The organism is Hyella patelloides LEGE 07179 (assembly GCF_900659865.1).
Classification (GTDB): domain Bacteria; phylum Cyanobacteriota; class Cyanobacteriia; order Cyanobacteriales; family Xenococcaceae; genus Hyella; species Hyella patelloides.
Genome location: NZ_LR213777.1, coordinates 1 through 19161 on the forward strand (window position 1 = coordinate 1; position 19161 = coordinate 19161).

At 38.8% G+C, this 19161-nt stretch carries 23 protein-coding genes and 3 pseudogenes; 9 read left to right on the top strand and 17 right to left on the bottom strand.

Translation table 11 applies throughout. From position 1 onward, the window contains the following. Window positions 1-424: pseudogene (locus H1P_RS03230) on the top strand (hypothetical protein); the annotation flags it as partial. Window positions 425-431: 7 nt separating this feature from the next. Here the strand turns inward: H1P_RS03230 and H1P_RS35710 are convergent. Together H1P_RS35710 and H1P_RS03235 are read right to left on the bottom strand one after the other, a co-directional pair. Further along, entirely contained in the window at window positions 432-575 is a 144-nt protein-coding gene (locus H1P_RS35710) for a hypothetical protein (protein ID WP_186375813.1), read from the bottom strand. After that, entirely contained in the window at window positions 572-1003 is a 432-nt protein-coding gene (locus H1P_RS03235; protein WP_186375817.1) for a hypothetical protein, read from the bottom strand. The genes H1P_RS35710 and H1P_RS03235 overlap by 4 nt, the downstream gene beginning before the upstream one ends. Window positions 1004-1091: 88 nt before the next feature. On the opposite strand from H1P_RS03235, the gene H1P_RS03240 reads away from it, so the two are divergent. Further along, the gene (locus tag H1P_RS03240) at window positions 1092-1766 is read left to right on the top strand and encodes an alpha/beta hydrolase (protein ID WP_222426904.1); all 675 of its coding nucleotides are present in this window, start codon (window positions 1092-1094) and stop codon (window positions 1764-1766) included. 168 nt (window positions 1767-1934) lie between these two features. Here H1P_RS03240 and H1P_RS03245 read toward each other — a convergent pair whose 3' ends face one another. Both H1P_RS03245 and H1P_RS35715 read right to left on the bottom strand, forming a co-directional pair. Beyond that, window positions 1935-2810, bottom strand: a complete 876-nt coding sequence (locus H1P_RS03245; protein WP_144864101.1) for a DMT family transporter — start codon at window positions 2808-2810, stop codon at window positions 1935-1937. 201 nt (window positions 2811-3011) lie between these two features. Further along, the gene (locus H1P_RS35715) at window positions 3012-3167 is read right to left on the bottom strand and encodes a hypothetical protein (RefSeq protein WP_186375814.1); all 156 of its coding nucleotides are present in this window, start codon (window positions 3165-3167) and stop codon (window positions 3012-3014) included. A gap of 277 nt (window positions 3168-3444) precedes the next feature. On the opposite strand from H1P_RS35715, the gene H1P_RS03250 reads away from it, so the two are divergent. Together H1P_RS03250 and H1P_RS03255 are read left to right on the top strand one after the other, a co-directional pair. Beyond that, window positions 3445-4893 (top strand): aminotransferase-like domain-containing protein, encoded by a 1449-nt coding sequence (locus tag H1P_RS03250; RefSeq protein ID WP_144864103.1) that lies wholly within the window; start codon window positions 3445-3447, stop codon window positions 4891-4893. A gap of 337 nt (window positions 4894-5230) precedes the next feature. Then, window positions 5231-7177, top strand: a complete 1947-nt coding sequence (locus tag H1P_RS03255) for an FG-GAP-like repeat-containing protein (protein ID WP_144864107.1) — start codon at window positions 5231-5233, stop codon at window positions 7175-7177. Between the two features lie 85 nt (window positions 7178-7262). On the opposite strand, the gene H1P_RS39765 is transcribed toward H1P_RS03255, so the two are convergent. Then, entirely contained in the window at window positions 7263-7463 is a 201-nt protein-coding gene (locus H1P_RS39765) for an IS1/IS1595 family N-terminal zinc-binding domain-containing protein (RefSeq protein WP_425461521.1), read from the bottom strand. Between the two features lie 399 nt (window positions 7464-7862). Continuing rightward, a complete protein-coding gene (locus H1P_RS03260) occupies window positions 7863-8525 on the bottom strand; it encodes a LuxR C-terminal-related transcriptional regulator (protein WP_144864109.1) in 663 nt (220 codons plus the stop codon). 96 nt (window positions 8526-8621) lie between these two features. Between H1P_RS03260 and H1P_RS03265 the strand changes: the two genes are divergently transcribed. Next, on the top strand, window positions 8622-9452 hold the full coding sequence (locus H1P_RS03265) for a sulfurtransferase (protein WP_144864112.1): 831 nt from the start codon (window positions 8622-8624) through the stop codon (window positions 9450-9452). A 62-nt stretch (window positions 9453-9514) separates the two neighbouring features. On the opposite strand, the gene H1P_RS35720 is transcribed toward H1P_RS03265, so the two are convergent. Further along, on the bottom strand, window positions 9515-9673 hold the full coding sequence (locus H1P_RS35720; RefSeq protein ID WP_186375815.1) for a hypothetical protein: 159 nt from the start codon (window positions 9671-9673) through the stop codon (window positions 9515-9517). A gap of 9 nt (window positions 9674-9682) precedes the next feature. Here H1P_RS35720 and H1P_RS03270 point away from each other — a divergent pair. After that, a pseudogene (locus H1P_RS03270) lies at window positions 9683-9931 on the top strand (IS1 family transposase); the annotation flags it as partial. 339 nt (window positions 9932-10270) lie between these two features. Continuing rightward, window positions 10271-10852 (top strand): hypothetical protein, encoded by a 582-nt coding sequence (locus tag H1P_RS03275; RefSeq protein WP_144864114.1) that lies wholly within the window; start codon window positions 10271-10273, stop codon window positions 10850-10852. A gap of 263 nt (window positions 10853-11115) precedes the next feature. Here H1P_RS03275 and H1P_RS03280 read toward each other — a convergent pair whose 3' ends face one another. The 9 genes and pseudogenes from H1P_RS03280 to H1P_RS03320 form a co-directional block, all read right to left on the bottom strand. After that, a complete protein-coding gene (locus H1P_RS03280) occupies window positions 11116-11553 on the bottom strand; it encodes a DUF6220 domain-containing protein (RefSeq protein WP_144864116.1) in 438 nt (145 codons plus the stop codon). Between the two features lie 92 nt (window positions 11554-11645). Next, window positions 11646-11852: pseudogene (locus H1P_RS39230) on the bottom strand (DJ-1/PfpI family protein); the annotation flags it as partial. A 114-nt stretch (window positions 11853-11966) separates the two neighbouring features. Further along, window positions 11967-12110 (bottom strand): hypothetical protein, encoded by a 144-nt coding sequence (locus H1P_RS37210; RefSeq protein ID WP_222426906.1) that lies wholly within the window; start codon window positions 12108-12110, stop codon window positions 11967-11969. A gap of 17 nt (window positions 12111-12127) precedes the next feature. Further along, window positions 12128-12667, bottom strand: a complete 540-nt coding sequence (locus tag H1P_RS03295) for a hypothetical protein (protein ID WP_144864118.1) — start codon at window positions 12665-12667, stop codon at window positions 12128-12130. A 126-nt stretch (window positions 12668-12793) separates the two neighbouring features. Then, on the bottom strand, window positions 12794-13726 hold the full coding sequence (locus tag H1P_RS03300; RefSeq protein WP_144864119.1) for an ion channel: 933 nt from the start codon (window positions 13724-13726) through the stop codon (window positions 12794-12796). Window positions 13727-13982: 256 nt separating this feature from the next. Beyond that, entirely contained in the window at window positions 13983-14564 is a 582-nt protein-coding gene (locus H1P_RS03305; RefSeq protein WP_144864121.1) for a DUF3611 family protein, read from the bottom strand. Window positions 14565-14693: 129 nt separating this feature from the next. Further along, a complete protein-coding gene (locus tag H1P_RS03310; RefSeq protein ID WP_144864123.1) occupies window positions 14694-15503 on the bottom strand; it encodes a hypothetical protein in 810 nt (269 codons plus the stop codon). A 450-nt stretch (window positions 15504-15953) separates the two neighbouring features. Continuing rightward, window positions 15954-16271, bottom strand: a complete 318-nt coding sequence (locus tag H1P_RS03315) for a hypothetical protein (protein WP_144864125.1) — start codon at window positions 16269-16271, stop codon at window positions 15954-15956. 4 nt (window positions 16272-16275) lie between these two features. After that, window positions 16276-17163, bottom strand: coding sequence for a zinc metalloprotease HtpX (locus H1P_RS03320; protein WP_144864127.1), 888 nt, complete (start codon window positions 17161-17163; stop codon window positions 16276-16278). A 194-nt stretch (window positions 17164-17357) separates the two neighbouring features. On the opposite strand from H1P_RS03320, the gene H1P_RS03325 reads away from it, so the two are divergent. After that, window positions 17358-17945 carry a Uma2 family endonuclease gene (locus H1P_RS03325; protein WP_144864129.1) on the top strand — a complete coding sequence of 196 codons (588 nt, stop codon included), beginning with the start codon at window positions 17358-17360 and terminating at the stop codon, window positions 17943-17945. A gap of 47 nt (window positions 17946-17992) precedes the next feature. On the opposite strand, the gene H1P_RS03330 is transcribed toward H1P_RS03325, so the two are convergent. After that, the gene (locus H1P_RS03330) at window positions 17993-18463 is read right to left on the bottom strand and encodes an ASCH domain-containing protein (protein ID WP_144864131.1); all 471 of its coding nucleotides are present in this window, start codon (window positions 18461-18463) and stop codon (window positions 17993-17995) included. Between the two features lie 83 nt (window positions 18464-18546). On the opposite strand from H1P_RS03330, the gene H1P_RS03335 reads away from it, so the two are divergent. Continuing rightward, entirely contained in the window at window positions 18547-19158 is a 612-nt protein-coding gene (locus H1P_RS03335; protein WP_425461520.1) for a Uma2 family endonuclease, read from the top strand. The last annotated feature ends 3 nt before the right edge of the window (window positions 19159-19161 follow it).

Consider the following 19161-nt stretch of genomic DNA (forward strand, 5'->3'; position numbering starts at 1 on the left):
TTGATTATTTGATAACAAATGTTGAAGGAGTTAGGGTAACAGAAGAGTGGATAGTTGAGACTTATTCAGAAAGAAACTGGGTAGAAGTTTTCAACCCGTGAAGCTAAGGGGTGGTTAGGATTAAGTGAATACCAAGTCCGAGAAAAAAAGAGTTTAGAAAGGCATTTTATTCTGGTCTTTTGTGCTTATACTTTTATCCTTTGGCATAAGTTAACTGGAGGATTAAGAAGGCGTTGGGCAAATAAACCGTTGGATACATTTCCTGAAGCTAAGACAGCCATTTCGTACAGCTATATCTTGAGGACACGAATTCTGAGGTCTCCTCAGAATCGTGAGATGTCCGTATCGTTTTGTCGAATGGCTGAACCAAAATCGGCACGTATTTGCAGCTTATAAAGCCAGTTGTGGCTTTGTTTGGGCTTAATTTTTGTTTAAGTCCCGTTAATTCCTGTCTGTGCCAAAACTTGTAGCAGTTTTAGCTTTAACTGAACTTGAGTAGCAGGATCGATTTTTTTACAGTGTTCGATTCTTTGCTTGCTGAGTTGAGCAGCTTCGATATAAGCAAATAAACTCAAACATCTAAGCGATCTAGGCGATCTAGGCGATCGCTAATTAAACTGCCTAAATCTCCTAAATTAGCTGTATCTCCCTCTAATAAAGCTCTTACGGTTTCTAGAGCAAATAAAGGATTGCCTCCACTATCGGTATAGATACGTTGCAGATTTTCGCTGGCTGGAACTTTTGAGGTGCTGTTGTCTTGACGAAGAAAGACTTTAATCAAATCAGCAATCTCTGAAAGTTCTAAGGGTTTTAACTCAATCCATTCGATTCTTTTATCTCGACGTAAGGCTTCAAGAGATTTTGACCCAGGTTGATTTTGTTTTAACTCATGAGGACGGGCAGTACAGATAAATTTAATTGGAGAGCGATATAGCGATCGCATAGCATAATGCAACAAAGCAATAGAAGCCTCATCGAGCCATTGCAGGTCATCAAAAATCAAGATTGGTGCGTACCCGCAGATTTTATTTCTACTCTAGAAGCATCTTCAGAGGGGATAATTCTCTATCTACATGGTGGGGGCTATCTTTTTGGCTCTCGCAATACTCATCGCCGTATATATAGCTAGCGATCTTTCGGCTGCTGCCCAAACCCAAGTTTTGCTAATTGACTATCGATTAGCTCCAGAACATCCCTTTCCTTCAGCTTTAGAAGATGGTTTAACATCCTACCGTTGGTTAATTGAGAAATGTAACTTTAATCCGACACAAATAGCTCTAGCTGGTGATTCTGCGGGAGGAAATTTAGCATTAAGCATAATGTTGTCATTAAAAAAAGACTGCCAACCTTTTCCTGCTTGTGCTTTGTTGATGTCTCCTTTCACAGATTTTGCGAGAAAAGGACGCTCTTTACAAACTCTGGCAGCACTAGATCCTTTTGTATCTCCAGAACTTCTAAAAATAGTAGTCAATTCCTATCTCCCAGAAGGAGATTGTCTCAATCCCATTGTCTCGCCAATTTATGCCGATTTATCCGCTCTGCCTCCTTTATTGATTCACGTGGGAAGTCAAGAGATTTTACTCGATGATTCTCTCAGATTGGCTAGTAAAGCAGCAGCAGACAATGTACCCATAGAATTAAAAGTTTGGCAGGATATGATTCACTGTTTCCAATTATTTGCTCCTCATCTTGCGAATGGTAGAAAAGCTATATCTGAAGCAGGAGCTTTTCTGATGGAGCATTTGCCGTTAAAAGAGGAAGACTAAAAGATAGTATCTCAACTCATTATTTATTTGGAGAACACTATAGATAGATAAATGGATATTTTTTGAGCAAGTCTCGAACACCTTGATGAGTTGTAGAAATTATTCGCTCGGCAATCGCGCAATCGCGCAATCGCGCTTATAGCTTCGCTCCTTTATTTTCAATGCTGTTTAGAAACGCTTGCTTAAAACTACACAGATAATTACCCCTACTGCAAAACTCAGCGTTGTCACCGTCAAAGGTTCACTCAACAAGATCGCCGATGCCAAAATAGTCAGAAAAGGTTGAATCAGTTGTAGCTGACTAACACGAGCAATTCCTCCCGCAGACAGACCTTGATACCAAGCCATAAAACCTAAAAACATACTAAAAACACTGACGTAAAAAAAACCCAGCCAGGCATTTAGAGAAATAGAATCAAATGAAGCAGGGGCATATTTTAAGACAACAGGTAATAAAACTGGTAGGGAAAGCACCAGCGACCAACAGATAACTTGCCATGCAGCAAAAGTACGAGCTAAAATAGCTCCTTCGGCATATCCGATAGCAGCCGTTGCAACTGCTCCAAACAGAGCTAAATCTGCTAGGTTAATCGCTCCCGTGCCAGATATCAAAGCAAAGCTAATCACCAATCCGCTTCCCATCAGTGCAAAAATCCAGAAAGCTCTAGAAACTTTTTCTCCACCTCGCCAAACACCACAAATAGCAGTACCCAATGGTAGAAGTCCCACAATAACTGCTCCGTGAGAAGCAGAAGCATCCCGCATTGCGATCGCAGATAACCAGGGAAATCCGATGACTACTCCCCCAACAACCACAGCAAATCTTGGCAAAAATCTCCAAGGAGGTATGGTTTGACGAGTTAAAATTAACAAAATCAGTGATAAACTTCCTGCGACAACTGCTCGACCAAGACCAACAAAAATTGGCTCTAATTCTGAAACGGCAAGACGAGTGGCTGGCAAGGTGAGACTAAAAATTAGTATTCCTAAAGAACCATAACCCCAACCTGTCAAATCTTTTTGAGATTTTGAAGAGAGCTTCATTTATATTTATGCTTTATCTAATACTGGTTAGCTAATAGTTATAGTTTCGATTATATGCCTATAACTATTATGTTATATTTATCTATTGAGAGAATTTTTAAAAAGCTTAGATAACTACATCTAAGAAAATAAAAATCCTCAATTATTTCGATAATTTTAGTTGTTATTTGTGCGTAAAATTTGATTTTTTAGTAATAAAAATTACTTTTTATATTTTCTTTTAGAGTGTAGACTAGCTATATATCCGCCATAATATTTACTAAATATCCAAAAAATTTTAACGAAAACAAATATTTTATCTTGCTCAATTTCTATTTTTTGACTGGCAAAACTATTTTCTTGACGAAGTGTTTTCATCTCGATCTCCTTGAAAGATAAAATTAATTTACTTTTTTCTTGTCAGATAAAATTATTTCTTAGCTATCTTAAACATAATTAGTTAATTGACTGCCATTTCAAATCTACTCTTACTATCTCTTAGATAATTAAAAATAAGAAGGTACAAAACTTTTAAAATGTAGCTAGTACAGTTAGTATAATTATCAACTGTTCTATTAAAAATCAATCAAAACCGTACCAGTAAGACTGGGAAAAGATAGCGTAATATAACCGTAGACTTAAAGAAGAAGGCAAAGTGAAATTTCCTATCGACCGTCAAGCAGTAAAACCAGTTTATTTACAAATTAGCGATCGCTTTAGTCGTTTAATTAAATCTGGAACTTTGCCAACAGGCGATCGTCTTCCCTCAATTCGAGCTTTGGCAAAAAATATTCAGGTTAATAAATTAACTGTTATTGAGGCTTACAATGTTTTAGAAGCCGATGGTTTAATTCATGCTCGTCCAGGTTCGGGATACTTTGTTAATCCAGAATCTTTAATTTCTTCTCAGATAAAATCCAATTTTGCTCCTATTCAAGAAGTAATTATTCCCGAACAGCAAAATGTTTCTTTTTTCAATGTTTATCAACTTTCAGTACAGGCAAAAAGTCAGCCAGGAGTAATTGATTTTAGCAGTGGATTTCCCATAGCTTCTGGTTTAAAAGATTTACAACGTCACGCCAGACGAGCTATGAAACAGGTGACAGAAAGTCTATTTAATTATGATTTTCCTCAAGGACAGTCTATTTTGCGCCTGCAAATTGCCAAGATGCTAATTCAATTGGGATTAGAGGTTTCTGCCGATAATTTAATTATTACCAACGGCTCAAAACAAGGGTTATCTCTAGTAATGAATCATTATCTGCAAGCAGGAGATTGGATCGTTACCGAAAGTCCTACATATTATGGAACTCTGGACATTGTTGACGATATTGGCGCGAGAATTATTGGGATTCCGATGCAGGGTTCGGGAATGAATCTAGAACTTTTAGAACAATATCTACAAAGTCATCGTCCCAAACTAATTTATACTGTTTCCACTTTACAAAACCCTACTGGTATTACCACAACACTTCAGCATCGCCAGCAATTAATAGCTTTAGCCGAAAAATATGGTTGTTTAATTTTAGAAGATAACTCCTTTGAAGGTTTAAATTTTGAACCTGTCCCTCCTCCGATTAAATCCTTAGATCGCAGTGATTCAGTTATCTATACGGGTACATTTTCTAAAACTTTGATGCCTGGTTTAAGAGTTGGTTACTTATTAGCAACAGGAAAATATTATCGCCCTTTATTAAAACAAAAACTGTTTCACGATCTTCACGTTTCCACAGTTTCCCAGGCAATTGTCAGCGAGTATCTTGCTTCTGGAGATTATCGCCGTCGTCTCAACCATTTACGGACTAGTAATTTGTGCAGTCGTAACGCTATGCTGCACGCGTTAGAACGCTATTTTCCCGAAGAAGCTACCTGGACGATACCTAATGGAGGCTTATTTCTTTGGGTACAGCTACCTTCTGAAATTTCTTTGGTGTCAATTACTTATCAGGCTCGCTCAGAAAATGTACTTATTTACCCTGGGATGTCATTTTTTCCTGGTCAAAAAGGTTACAACTCTTTGCGTCTAAACTTTTCCCTCGCTCCTGAAGTAATCGACCGAGGAATTGCCATTTTAGGCAGATTGTTAAAGCAACATCTCCAATAATTTTATAGCGTTGGTGATTTGATGTATTACCTACAAAATGTTTCTGTTCGTCTATCACGGATACCGCTTCGCACGACCGAAGGAAGTCCTTTAGGATATAGCTCTAAGCTCTAAGCTCTAAGCTTTAGGCTCTCTTTTGGTGTTGAAGGGATAGAAGATATAGATAACTCTTGCTGTGTCTGAGGTTCGGGCTGCCCTAAAAGACTAGCTTTGCGTTGCAACACCTTTACTAGACTTTCTTTTGCGATCGCCTGTTGCGCAAAAAATCCTTACTTCTTCCCGATTGTTCCTTAAAACATATAAAGCAATACAGAAAATCGAGAGGAAAATGATCGTGATGACATTTGAAAATGCGGTTAACTTCACTGTGGGAGATGCTTCACGTTCAGTAGCAATAGGCGACTTGGATGGTGATGGCAATTCCGATCTTGCTACTGCTAACGGTCTTGATGACAATGTATCAGTGCTGTTGGGAGATGGCAGTGGTGGTTTTGCGACTCAATCTACCTTTGCTGTGGGAGATACTCCAGCTTCAGTAGTAGTAGGCGACTTGGATGGTGATGGCAACTTGGACCTCGTTACTGCTAACGATATTGATGACAATGTATCAGTGCTGTTGGGAGATGGCAGTGGCGGTTTTGCGACTCAATCTACCTTCGCTGTGGGAGATACTCCAATTTCAGTAGTAGTAGGCGACTTGGATGGTGATGGCAACTTGGACCTCGTTACTGCTAACGCTATTGATAACAATGTATCAGTGCTGTTGGGAGATGGCAGTGGTGGTTTTGCGACTCAATCTACCTTCGCTGTGGGAGATGGTCCAGTTTCAGTAGCCATAGGCGACTTTGATGGTGATGGCAACTCCGATCTCGCTACTAATAGCTTTTTAGATGACACTGTATCAGTGCTGTTGGGAGATGGCAGTGGTGGTTTTGCGACTCAATCTATCTTCGCTGTGGGAGATTTTCCAATTTCAGTAGCCGTAGGCGACTTGGATGGTGATGGTAACTCCGACCTCGCTACTACTAACCAATCGGATAACAATATATCAGTGCTGTTGGGAGATGGCAGTGGTGGTTTTGCGACTCAATCTACCTTCGCTGTGGGAGATTTTCCAATTTCAGTAGCCGTAGGCGACTTGGATGGTGATGGTAACTCCGACCTCGCTACTGCTAACCGATTGGATAACAATATATCAGTGCTGTTGGGAGATGGCAGTGGTGGTTTTGCGACTCAATCTACCTTCGCTGTGGGAGATGTTCCATTTTCAGTAGCCGTAGGCGACTTGGATGGTGATGGTAACTCCGACCTCGTTACTGCTAACCTGTTTGGTGACAATGTATCAGTATTAATCAACGCTTCCAATAGCGATCCTACAGTAGCTAATCCCATCGTCGAGCGAATTGCAGATCCTTTTAATAGCTTCTCCTTCACCGTTCCCGCTAACACCTTTAATGATGTCGATGGAGACACCTTAACCTTGACTGCTAACCTCGAAAATGGAGAGCCCCTCCCAGACTTTTTGAGCTTCGACGGGATCGCGGGTACCTTCAGTGGTTTTGCCACTGGAGACGAGCTAGGCACCATCACTGTTTCCGTCAACGCTGATGATGGTCAAGGTGGCACTCCTGCCATAGATACCTTTGACCTGACAGTTGAATTTGCCAACACTCCTATTACCACCAACGAGCTCAACGGGAATGGGGCTAACAACAACATTAATGGTACCTCTGCTAACGACCTGATTCAAGGTCTGGGGGGCAATGACGTTCTCATCGGCAATGGTGGGGATGACATTCTCAATGGTGGTAGCGGTGCTGATGACCTCCGAGGCAGTAGAGGCAACGATTTGCTGAGTGGAGATAATGGTACCGATCTCTTGCGGGGAGAAGGCAACAATGATATTCTGCTGGGGGGTGGCGATCGCGATACCCTTGACGGAGGTAACGGCAACGATACTCTTGACGGAGGTAGCGGTAACGATGAACTCTTTGGCGATAGGGGGGATGACCTCCTCTTTGGTGGCAATGGCATCGATAGTCTCCGTGGTGATGGTGGTAGGGACCAGTTCCTTTTAATTCCAGACAGTGGAGAGGACAGAATTCTTGATTTTAACAATGGCACCGATACCTTAGCCTTACCAACGGGTATTACCTTCAGCGACCTCGGTATTAGCGATAATTCTTCTGGAGATGTCTCGATTAGTTTCAATGGTCAACTTTTGGCAACTGTAGAGAATACTGCTGCTGCTGCCCTCGATTCGGCAGACTTTATTAATCTTTAGTCGAGTTAATCGCCAAATGTAGAACGCAATGATAAATGATATCAGATTAGATTCATTCTCTCTTTGGGATAGCTATGTGAAATAACTAGGAAGCAAGTTGAAGTTTATCTATCAAGTCTTTTTGTGATTGAGTTACTGTTTTTTTAGTATTATTTATAACGAATTGATGTCCGCAGTTTTTACACTCATTTTTGGCTTTATTATTATTGATTGTCCCATTTTTTCTAAGAGAATTACTGCCACATTTAGGGCAAAAATCAAGAATGATTTTTAAAGAACCTTTAATTCATAAATAGAATAAAGATTTTAATAAATAAACCATCAAGCAATCGCGCCTTAAAATTAAATTTTGTGGGCATAATATCATCCACTATCAATAAATCCAAGATTTTGACCCAAAGCCGTTATCAAGTACAGAAGTATTAATATCTTAAGAGATCGCTGATTTTTCACTACATGGGAATCACTACTAAGCTTTCAATGCGCTTAATTGTTCTTTCTGGTGTCACACAAAATCTCAACCATCAAAATAGTTTTGCTACAATCCATTCTCAACTAGATTGCTCAAACATTAAAATTTTAGTCTAAACTCCAGTTAAGAAGAGTAAAATATGAAAATCAAAAAAATCATACCTTGATTCACCAACGCCCAATAATTTTATTAATTGATAATTGCCGTTATGCTCTAATTAGATAATTTGGCAATCATTTCGGTACGGGAAGAAACTTTCAACTTACGAAACATCCTTTTTAAGGCTTTTTTAACCGAATTTTCTGTAATCCAAAGATTTTTGCCAATTTCTGCATTGGTTAGTCCTTGTGCAACTAATTCAGCGATTTGTACTTCACGAGGGGTTATTAATTTGATATTGGAAGAAGTTAACTCGATCTTTTGGGATTGTATTTTGGCGAAACAAATTGATAAATGCAGACACAAAGCACTCATCTCTGCAATGTTTTGACTGTTAAAAGACTCCGAATTGCGATCGCGAGTTAGACCCAAAGCACCTATGAGATTACCATCGTTGACAATAGGGCCTACCATTACATGACCATGATCGAAACGAGGACAAAGAGTTCTCCATTTCTCTGTTGATAGTAATACTCCTTCGTGGATTGGTGCATGATGCTCCATGAGGTAACGTATCACAGGATTGCGATCTAACAACGAAGCCAATTGAAACGTCTGGGATTTTTTAATGATATAGGGAAGCCGATCTAACAAAAAAAGCTGATAGCGTTTTGCAGCAAAATATGACCCGATTTGACCAATAACATCAAGATGTAATTGTTTCTCGCTTTCCGTTTTAGCGATCGCTTCAAATAAAGATTTTAAAGAATCTTTCATCACTACTTGTCAAAAAGTGTACCCTTTCGAGGTCTATTCACCGCTACTAATGATTTTTATCATAGCCATAGTTGAATTACAGACAGATTAAAAATTATGTCTCAGTACGCACATCCCGAAACACTGGTTGATACTCAATGGTTATCAGAACATCTTGACGACCCTAATATTCGCATTATTGAAATGGCTCTCGATTCTCAACTTTATGATGATGGTCATATTCCAGGGGCGATTTTCTGGAACTTCACTACACCACTACTACCCGATTTCCGCACTAATTTTGACATTACTGCTATCGAAAAATTACTAGGAAGTTTTGGTATTAGTAATGATAATATCGTAGTCCTAGTTCATCGTGATACTCCTAGCTCTGGCTGGATATTTTGGTTATTCAAAGTTTTTGGACACGCTGATGTTCGGATTTTAAATGGTGGTAGTCAGAAGTGGCTCGAAGATGGTTATCCCTTGACTACAGAAAAAAAAGTTGTCACACCCACTGATTATCATGTGAATACTCTCGATGAAAGCTTGCGAGCATTATCCCAAGAAGTTCAAGACTCCATCGAAAAAAGCGATCGTATCTTACTAGATGTTCGTATGCCTCAAGAATATCATGGCGAATTATATCTTTTAGAACCACCCAAAGAAAATGAGCGTGCGGGACATATCCCAGGTGCAATTAATCTTTACTACGAATTGGCTCACAATGATGATGGGACTTTTAAAACTTGCAGTGAATTACAAAAAATATATCAAGAAAAGGGTATTACTCCCGATAAAACCATTATTCCTTACTGTGCAGTAGGAGGACGTTCTGGTCATACTTGGTTTATTTTAAAATATCTATTGGGCTATCCCCAGGTAAAAAATTACGACGGCTCATGGAATGAATGGAGTCGTTTGCCTAATTCACCCATAGAAAAATGATTAAAGATCGAGAGCGATACTGAGAACAATCAAGAATGTTGAATTTCGTTTCTTGGGGTAAGTTAGTCACTAATTCTACTAATCCGCGATCGCAACTCAATCCATTGATTGGCTTCTGTAATTGTAGATAGCTTGCTTACAGGATAGTTATTAGTGGTTGCTGTGGGTGTGTTATGGGTTTCAGGTAAGCGTAAATCTTGCAGTGTGGCAATATTTTTCATTATTTGGGTAAAGACCAAACTCAAAAATTAGAGCGCACTAACGGAATTGTGAGACAGCAAGCTGGACGGTGGCATCGGAGACAGAATAAATTTGCCAAAGTCTGGGAACAGACGGAAGGAACGGTAAGATTAGTAGTCAGTTATTTTAACTGGATTTGGGTTCATAGCCGAAAGAAAAATACTGCTGCGATGCGGACAGGATTAGCGAGCGCACCCTGGAGTTGGAATGACTTGATTACCTATCCCACACTTTGCTGATGCACTACCTCTATAAGCAATTCTAAATTATCATTCAGGATTTAGTAGTAAAATCAAATGTCAATTGTTTGATACAGTTTTTGATTTAAACAGTCTGGCAAAATTGCTCTTTAGTTAAGCGATCGCTTGTGAAATTGTCATATTTTTCTGATTCTTCGTTAATCTATATTAAGACCAATTATTTTTATTCTGAAATTATAATATTTTTTACAATATTTATCTTAGTCAATCCCATTAAAGATTTGCGCTGTAAAAAGTAAATGATATAAGAGATTAAGAATTGTTCACTGATAAATAGTCGCTGGTTAATAACTAATGCTTTCACAAATAGTTCGCCCCATGGTTACGACTCAAATTCGCCTATTGGCTAAAAGTAAAGCGACACGAGCAACTTTAGTGACAACTATTGCCAGATGGCTCGGTTTTTTGGGAGTCCAAGCTAAAGTTACTCAACTTAATGCTGCTGGAGACAAAATTAAAGTATCAATAACGGTTGGTCAACCTGATAGCAGTGAAGATAGTGACTGGCAACAAATTTTGCAAAATCTCAGTCGTAATACCTCAGAAACAGAAGAATCACTCATCAATTCTGCTTCAATTCCCGCGAATCAAGAAACCAAGTATCAGCGCATTTTGGCATATGCTATTCAAATGAGTAATCCCAATGATGCTACGGATTGGGAACAAATTTATCCCCATTTACAGTTACTAGGGTTAGAAGAATCAATGTTGTTAGGAGTTAAATCTGCTTTAAAAGTACCTCAATCTTTAGATCGCTTAGTTAAAGATTTAGATGCTGATGTCGCAGCAGTCGCACTTTCGCAAACCGCCAGTATTGCCTTATTAGATCGCAAAGTTAATGCCGAAGAATATCAAGTGCTACAAACTCTTTTAGAAGCAATGGTCAATAAGTTTCAATAATTTAGGGAATAGGTAACATTTGGCAACAATCAACAATCAACAAAAAAATACTTTTTTTTCGGCGTTGCCGATCTAAGTAAGGGTGTTTTCAACTTATGTATGTGCGAACTGACATTATTTCTCTTTCTTCAATGGTTCAGATAAAATTTAGTGGCTGATACGAAAGAATAAGAATTCAAGCCCAATTATGCCCTTAAACTAGTAACAGATAATCAGGCTGATTCGCAAGTTTTAATCAAAAGATGTACAGATTGTTCTTTTTCCTAAATCTGAGATTCAGTTACAGCATCTGACTTTTTTTTGAACACTTCACGGAATACACGATGTACGAGGCTTGAAGAAACATACAGCAATGTAAATCCAATTAGAGGATGAAATACCTCTAGGTGGAGAGGAGTTTTGAGATGAATGCTACAAAATTGTAGTCCCAGCAGCACTGGTAAACTGGCAGCCAGAGAGCGAATTCTGTTTGAGAAGGGCGCGATCGCAGATACTACCAGTAAGATTAAAGATAGCCCACTGTACCCCCGCACCAGCGAAACATGGATATTCCACCAGCCAGGATTGTTGAAGTAGGCAATCCCAACCGTTAACAATTGAGCAATTAAGCAGAGGTTAAAAATAACTGAAGTCGCGTAAAAGCTGATTTGTATCCAGTTGGGGGAAGTGCGATCGCCAGAGAGTTCCGAATTTATAGTCACGATAAACTGTCCTCCTTGATTTGAAACAGTGTTTGTATGGCATGTGATATTGCTTTATTTACGAAGTCGAGTCCCGCTTTCTCTGGCGAACCAACATTAAAAGGCGGGCAATTGCCAAAGGTTGCATCGGGTAAGAGCCTCATTCCATCATCAGTTGCGATCGCGTCTAGTGTTTTCCAAATTCGATGGATTTCGACATTGGGAAGCGAACTAAAAACTTGCTGCGGTCTGACAATATCAAGTGCAGTCATGCCTGGATATATTACTAAGCCAATGATGTGCTTTTGTGAGTCAGTCAGAAATTGATTCTCCTAAATATGTTTACAACCGTGGCAATCAAATCTATCCTTTATACTAGGAGGAAAAATTTACCACGCCTAGTACCCAAATGGGTACTCTTTGAGGCAAAACCATTACTTCCTTACAGCTTTTCTTCCAAAAAATTCAACAGAAGTAATTTCTCTAGCTCCTGCCAGCTTCTTCACCTCTGGTGCGTCCGCTAATTCAAAGGGTCGTAAAATTAATCTTGACGTTTGGAGTGTGGGACGAGATTTCATTGTCTGTAAATATATCCTTAACTTACATTCAGAGATTTATCAGGAAATTTTCGATTCCAGTGAAGCTTGATATGTTCTTCTATATTCATTGCTTGCCAATCAGTTTGAAAAGTCCTGAGAACCGAGCAAACATCCAAAATTGTTGAATTTGGTAATTCTTGAGGCTTAATATCCGATGATATCTGTGATAGATACTTTTTTGCGATGCCAGGAAATAGTTCTAATTCTGCTGTTGTGATTTCATCAAACAAACGCACAAAACATTCTGCTAATCTTAGTTGTTGATGCGCCTCTTTAATTACCTGTTTGCTTTTAGATTTAGCATGAGCTTTCTGGCGACCTTCTATAATGTTCATGCCTGGAAATAAAGCACCATTAGCTACACATCCCCAAAATCCTTGATGCAGATTCAATTTACTCTCAACAATAAAGTGAGATAAATCATGAGAAATGAGGAATTTTTTACCTACGCCCTGAAACTGTAGTTTAACGCGATCTCTTCCAGTAACTACAATCGAATAATCGCAGTTTTTGTGTTTGGTAAATATAACCTGCATAACTAGGAAATTGGTAGAAGATAAGACAACTTACAATTTTGGCGTTGGTGATTTTGACGATCGCCCACGGCACGAAGAAACCTTGTGTTTTCCGAACGCGCCAGAAGACATAAAATAAATAATGCATTACCAGTCCTCGTTCCTTGTTCCTCGTTCCTCGTTCCTTAGTTGACCTACAGGAGTTGCATTATGAAAGTGAGTGTAGTCTATGTAGTGATGACCTTCGGGGGTTTGATGAACAATATCTGCAAAGCGATGTGACCACAAAATTTCATTAGCACTATAACAATAAGGTGCATGGAGAGGCTGACATACGGTTTCGTCGATACCATTCAAAGAAACTACTAGCATGGCTCTTGTTTTAACCAAAGATTCTGATGTAGCTTGCCAAAGAGGGCTATTTTCATCAATGGGGTGCATTACAGTCCAACTGAGGGTAAATCTGGGTGTTTGGTTGCGTAGTAATTTCAGCAGGTAAAACCGACGCATATATTCCCCTTCGATGCTAACTTCATCTCGCATTAGATAAACGCGAACTTCTGCTTCTATAATTTGATTACGACGTTGATTGGCTGTTCTGAGTGCCAAAGTAGGAACACCGTTATAATCCGAGATAGTTGCTACCTGACTAAAGATTACTTTTGCGGTTGGCTGAGAAAACTTGGTAAAAGCCAATCCAGTCATCAAGGCAATGCCGACAATCCCCACTAAAGCTTCTGTGGTTACCAAAATATCTGCATAGGCAGTAGTAGGATACATCGCCCCATAACCAATAGAAGTTAGGGTTTGCACGCTAAAGAAAAAAGCATCACCAAAAGAGCCTGAAGTCGCATTTTCAATACAGTCTCCTCCTATTAAATAGCCCAAAGCAAAGATCCCGTTCACTGTGATGTATGATAAAACCGTCAGTACAAAAAATCCCCACCAGGGGACAGTTAGTAGTAGATAATAAGGTTCTTGCCAATAAGTATGCCAGGCATCTGCGTTAGGAATTTCAAAGCGTCCATTACGAAAATTAATCCAAAATTTGTGATTTCGGCGATCGCTTCTATTGTTCATGACCGACGAAACTCTACGCTTGGGATTGATAGAAGGTAACATAGATGTTGGTAATGTAATGTCTGAAACCGCCAATGATGATGTTCGCAGTTATCAGTTATTCATTATCCATTATTAAAGATCGACTATTAGTTATCAAGCTGTGATTTTACTATCTGCTGTTCACTGTTCCCTGTTAAAAATTATTCAGTTTTCAAAGTAAAGAAAGTTACCTTACGAGCGTAGTTAATTCGGTATTGGCACATCACTAAAGCCACTATACCTCCTCTTTTGAGAGCCAGCTAAGTAAACCCAAAGAGTTAGCACTACCAAAAAAATGCGCCCCCAAAATATTAAGCTGCGCCAAGATTAAAAGTAAATCGGCGATTTGTACTACCTGTTCGCGGTCATAAACGGCAATTCCTTGAGGACGAGCGATCGCATCGGCTACTAGAGATACCAAGCTAATTTCTGATGCGAAGAAAGCTAAAAATAGACCCAATAAACTAACAAATAAACCTAACCGCAGAATCCGAATAATCTCTTCTCTACTAGGTTGCACCTTAGAATCAAATTTTTGTAGTGTTTTTGCCAATGTGCGGTATCGTAAAGCCCAATAAACCCTAAATCCTAATGCCACTAGACTCAACACTGCGAAGACAATACCGACATTAACTCCATTACTATTAATGTTGGCTGAATTACGGCTAAAACCTACTAAAAATAAGATGACACCAGAAATAGTACCAAGTAAAAGGTGAATCCAATAGCTAATACGACTTAAAAAGCGAAAAGTATCAGCAAATCTTTGTTTACTGGGTAATTGATTTTTTGGGGTTGATTTTACTGATTCATGCATATTTTTACTTTTTTGCGATCGCAATAGAGCGGATGATCGGAAATTACTTGAGAGAAAGAAAAGAATAACTAATGAGTGCAATCTTTTTCTTTCCTTCCTCTTTTTTATGAGACGAAAGCCCTGTGAGGATTACTCTAGTAAACCGTCATCTTCAGCAGAAGTATAAATGCTATCTACAACTAAGACAGGCTTTTCACTGTATTCAGCTTCTATTTCTTCCTGTATGTCTAAGTCCCAAGTAAGATCGTAGTCTCTTTCAAATTCAGCTTTGATATAAGGACGAACTGTACCAGTAACTACTACTTTTTCATCTTCTGTAGGTATCGGCTCTCCTGTAGCATTAATAATTAACAAATCATCGCCACCAATTAGTTGGTCTTCTTTGAGGGTAAAAGTATAGTCGCTTCTAATCTCATCGACTTCCCCTTCAACAGCAACCTCTTGAGCATAGTAAAGAGTAGGGTCTTCAGAGATATCTTCTAACCCTGGAGATAAGACCATGGATTGAGCGAAAATGACTGGCTGATTTTCATAATCTACATAAAGTTCGGGGTCTAAATCTAGTCCATATTCACTTTCTACATCAGCTAAAACTAGCATTCCCGTTTCTCCTGTCACCTGTAATTCCAGATCGTCTGATGGTGCTATTGGTAATTCTTCTCCTGACACGTTAATTACTAGGACTCGATCTCCTTCCAGAAAGCCTTCTTCTTCCATTACAAAAGAAACACCTGGTTCGACTTCTTCGACTTCACCTCTGACAGTTACTTCCTCGCCAACGGTAACGTCTTCTGATTCGGAGATTTCTTCTATATTGGTATTTCCTTCTACTTCTTGAGCTCGTAGTTGAGAGGTTTCTAATGTAGTACCTATTGTGGCTAAAGATAAAAGTAAAGCACCTATTCCCAAGCTGTTAAACTTCATTTGATATCTTGACATTGTAATTTTGCTCCTCGTAACCAAAAAATCTTCAATAAAAACTGTTTTATATTTAAATAATTATCAATGTTCTAGTACTAATTACCTCTATCTAAAGAAAGAAGTCTTAGAATACAAATTTTGATAGATAATTATTAGAGTTCAAAACAGTAACTATTTAACAATAATCTCTTATTTACTAATTTTATCTATCTAACTAAAGATGTAAAAAAACAAAATAATCAGCATTAAACAATTTGAAAATTGGTATCATTTTCCAGAAATAGCGAGTGCTAAACGATGTCCAAAATGCACTTATCGAAGAAATTCAACCCATAGCCCAAAAGATTTGCTTAGACACATACCATCAACCCCCTCGCGAAGTTGATGGTTTTGAGTAGCTATCAAATTCTTTGACCAAAAATACTAATTTTTTTGGCATTATGCACCGCTTATCGAACTCACGTTTATCTAAGATTTATCTTGTAAATTATCGAGAAATCGCTTTTCAGTTGGGGTAACATTTTCTGAAGAATCGGCTTTTTCTGCTAGGTTATTAAGTTTTTGGCTGGCTTTCACTTTGGCACTATCTATCAATTGATTGCCATTGTCATTTTTGCCAAATTGCTTTTTTGCACCTGTGTCTTTGACTACTTCCTGAGCAGCCTTTTTAGTAGTATCGACATTATTTGATTTTACTGTAGCTGCAAAGACAGAATCGAGAGGAGTAAATAAGATCGTACAAAAGACAAATGCGATCGCTACAGCTCGAAATAGTCTAATTTTCATATTATTAATTAAATGCTAATGTTAGATTTTTTTGTAGCTTTTTAGCTATTTCTTGTAGTTGACGCACTCGTTCTTCTGTAGGAGGATGGGTACGAAATAGAGCTTGTAAACCACCACCAGAAAAAGGATTCATAATTAATACTGGCTCAAAAGCGGGATTACCGTTCATGGGTATTTGCTTCCCAATTGACTCCAGCTTTTGTAGCGCACTAGCTAAAGCCAAAGGATTACCAGTAATTTCGGCTGCGCCACGATCTGCGGAAAATTCGCGAGTACGAGAGATTGCCATCTGAATGATAGATGCGGAGATAGGTGCAAGAATAACTAAAATTAAAACACCAAGAGGATTGCCTCCCTGACGATTATCCCGATTTACAGGACCGTATAATGCGCCAAAACTCAGCATTCTACCCAAAAAAGTAACAGCACCGCCCAATGTACCAGCTACAGCTTGAGTTAGAGTATCGCGATTTTTGATGTGAGTTAATTCGTGAGCAATTACCCCAGCTAACTCATCTCGATCTAATGTTTGCATAATCCCCTGAGTAACCGCTACAGCAGCATGATCGGCATCTCTACCAGTAGCAAAAGCATTAGGGGTTTGAGTGGGAACAACACATAGTTTAGGCATGGGCAAATCTGCTTTGTTTGCTAAACTTGCAACCATATCGTAAAGTTCTGGTGCTTGCTCGCGGGTAATGGGTTGAGCGTTGTAAGCAGCTAAAGCAGCTTTATCGGAATAAAACCAAGAACCAAAGCTACTAATAGCAGCCAAAATTAAACCAATAAACGCACCTTGCTCGTTACCAGTTGCCCAATAACCACCTAAGACTAATATTCCACTTAGTAACCCTAGAAGGGCAGCAGTTTTTATTTGATTACCTCTAAACATAAGATTAATTAGATTCGATGCTGTAAAAATTTTCTTCAATTTGTGTTATTAAACAATAGTTTCCGATATTTATGTATCTAGCTAAAGCTATATATTCTAGAAAACAATTAAGCAAACAAAATTAACTTTTATCTATCTGTAAGTCGATCTGAGGTAGATAAAATAATAATTAAAAATATTAGTTAGAAAACAAAATGGAAGCGATCGCTATTCCCAAGGGATTTAAAGTAACTCCAGAACAGTTTGAACAGCTAGCTTACGCCGAACAATTAGCAAGATTAGAGTTAACTGCAAACGGAGAATTAATTGTCATGAGTCCTACTGGTGGTACAGCAGGTAGAAAAAATCGTCGTTTGACACAACAAATGGGAATTTGGACAGATCGAGATGGTACTGGAGAAGCTTTTGATTCTTCTACGGTGTTTGTTTTACCAAACGGTGCAAGAAGAAGTCCCGATGTCAGCTGGATTAGTTTAGACAAATGGAATCAATTAACTCCACAACAACAAGATGGTTTTCCTCCCATTGCGCCTGATTTTGCTATCGAACTTGTTAGTCCCAGCGATATTAAGAATCAAAGATATGAGGATCTGCAAGCCAAGATGCAAGAGTATTTAGATAACGGAGTTAGACTAGGCTGGCTAATTGAACCAGAAGCTAAAATAGTAGAAATATATCGTCCAGGACAAGCTGTAGAAATATTAAACAGTCCTCAAACACTATCGGGAGAAGATATATTACCTGGATTTACTTTAGATTTAACTGAAATTTTTGCCGTTTAATAACAAAATAAAAACTCAGAACTATCTAAAACTATTTAAATTGCAAACTAAGTATTAGAGTGTGCATAAAGAAGACGAAACCGCTCACAATTCAAAAGCATATTCTCGCTTACCTCATAATCTTCTTTTTCTGCTTCACGGGAAAAGAAATCCCAGTGAGCCTTTCGCCAATACTCTAAGCTCAAATCCCCTTCACCCTCTGCTGTGGCAAATTCTTCGTCAACATCTTGGTAGCGTCGAATCGTAATTTCGTAAGTTTCGATGATACAAATCGGATTTCCGTCGCCATCTAAAATAATGCTCAACCCCGCCTCATCCAAGATATTTTCCCCAAGATAGCGACTACAGGTTGCTGTTTTAATCCCATTTAGTACTAATTTGCCTAATCGATCGGCTATTTGAGGACTGTCACCAAAGCTCCAAGCATCAGGTAAAAGACTAAATCGATGAGAGTGATTTTTAGGCAATGTTGTTAAATATGCTTGCCATAATAGCTGAAGTTTTTGTTGGTCTGGCATCTAAAACTGGAAGATAACGAATCGTACAATATAGTTCAAGTCGATTGATTCATAATAATAAAAAAGACATTAGTTCAAGAATCATGGAAGCGTTCACCGAAGATGCGATTGTACCACTCACTATTCCCAAGGGATTTAAAGTAACTCCAGAACAGTTTGAACAGCTAGCTTACGCTGAACAAGTAGCACGATTAGAGTTAACTGCAAACGGAGAATTAATTGTCATGAGTCCTACTGGTGGAACAGCAGGTAAAAAAAATAGTAGACTAACCCAAAGGTTGAGAAATTGGGCAGATCGAGACGGTACTGGAGAAGTCTTCGATTCTTCTACGGTGTTTGTTTTATCCAGTGGCGCAAGAAGAAGTCCTGACGTTAGCTGGATTAAACTGGACAGATGGAATCAATTGACTCAACAACAACAAGATGGGTTTCCGCCTATTTGCCCAGATTTTGTTATCGAACTTGTTAGTCCCAGTGATATTAAGAATCAAAGATATGAGGATCTGCAAGCTAAGATGCGCGAGTATCTAGACAATGGAGTTAGACTAGGCTGGCTCATTGAACCATCAGCTAAGATAGTAGAAATATATCGTCCAGGACAAGCTGTAGAAATATTAAACAATCCTCAAACACTATCAGGAAAAGATATATTACCTGGATTTACTTTAGATTTGACTGAAATTTTTGCTGCTTAATTT

Coding starts and splice junctions, on each gene's coding strand:
- H1P_RS03255 (WP_144864107.1), top strand. CDS start 5,231: ATGACATTTGAAAATGCGGTTAACTTCACTGTGGGAGATGCTTCACGT.
- H1P_RS03245 (WP_144864101.1), bottom strand. CDS start 2,810: ATGAAGCTCTCTTCAAAATCTCAAAAAGATTTGACAGGTTGGGGTTAT.
- H1P_RS03300 (WP_144864119.1), bottom strand. CDS start 13,726: ATGAACAATAGAAGCGATCGCCGAAATCACAAATTTTGGATTAATTTT.
- H1P_RS03265 (WP_144864112.1), top strand. CDS start 8,622: ATGTCTCAGTACGCACATCCCGAAACACTGGTTGATACTCAATGGTTA.
- H1P_RS03260 (WP_144864109.1), bottom strand. CDS start 8,525: ATGAAAGATTCTTTAAAATCTTTATTTGAAGCGATCGCTAAAACGGAA.
- H1P_RS35720 (WP_186375815.1), bottom strand. CDS start 9,673: ATGAAAAATATTGCCACACTGCAAGATTTACGCTTACCTGAAACCCAT.
- H1P_RS37210 (WP_222426906.1), bottom strand. CDS start 12,110: ATGAAATCTCGTCCCACACTCCAAACGTCAAGATTAATTTTACGACCC.
- H1P_RS03330 (WP_144864131.1), bottom strand. CDS start 18,463: ATGCCAGACCAACAAAAACTTCAGCTATTATGGCAAGCATATTTAACA.
- H1P_RS03305 (WP_144864121.1), bottom strand. CDS start 14,564: ATGCATGAATCAGTAAAATCAACCCCAAAAAATCAATTACCCAGTAAA.
- H1P_RS03335 (WP_425461520.1), top strand. CDS start 18,547: ATGGAAGCGTTCACCGAAGATGCGATTGTACCACTCACTATTCCCAAG.
- H1P_RS03275 (WP_144864114.1), top strand. CDS start 10,271: ATGGTTACGACTCAAATTCGCCTATTGGCTAAAAGTAAAGCGACACGA.
- H1P_RS03310 (WP_144864123.1), bottom strand. CDS start 15,503: ATGTCAAGATATCAAATGAAGTTTAACAGCTTGGGAATAGGTGCTTTA.
- H1P_RS03295 (WP_144864118.1), bottom strand. CDS start 12,667: ATGCAGGTTATATTTACCAAACACAAAAACTGCGATTATTCGATTGTA.
- H1P_RS03315 (WP_144864125.1), bottom strand. CDS start 16,271: ATGAAAATTAGACTATTTCGAGCTGTAGCGATCGCATTTGTCTTTTGT.
- H1P_RS35715 (WP_186375814.1), bottom strand. CDS start 3,167: ATGAAAACACTTCGTCAAGAAAATAGTTTTGCCAGTCAAAAAATAGAA.
- H1P_RS03325 (WP_144864129.1), top strand. CDS start 17,358: ATGGAAGCGATCGCTATTCCCAAGGGATTTAAAGTAACTCCAGAACAG.
- H1P_RS03320 (WP_144864127.1), bottom strand. CDS start 17,163: ATGTTTAGAGGTAATCAAATAAAAACTGCTGCCCTTCTAGGGTTACTA.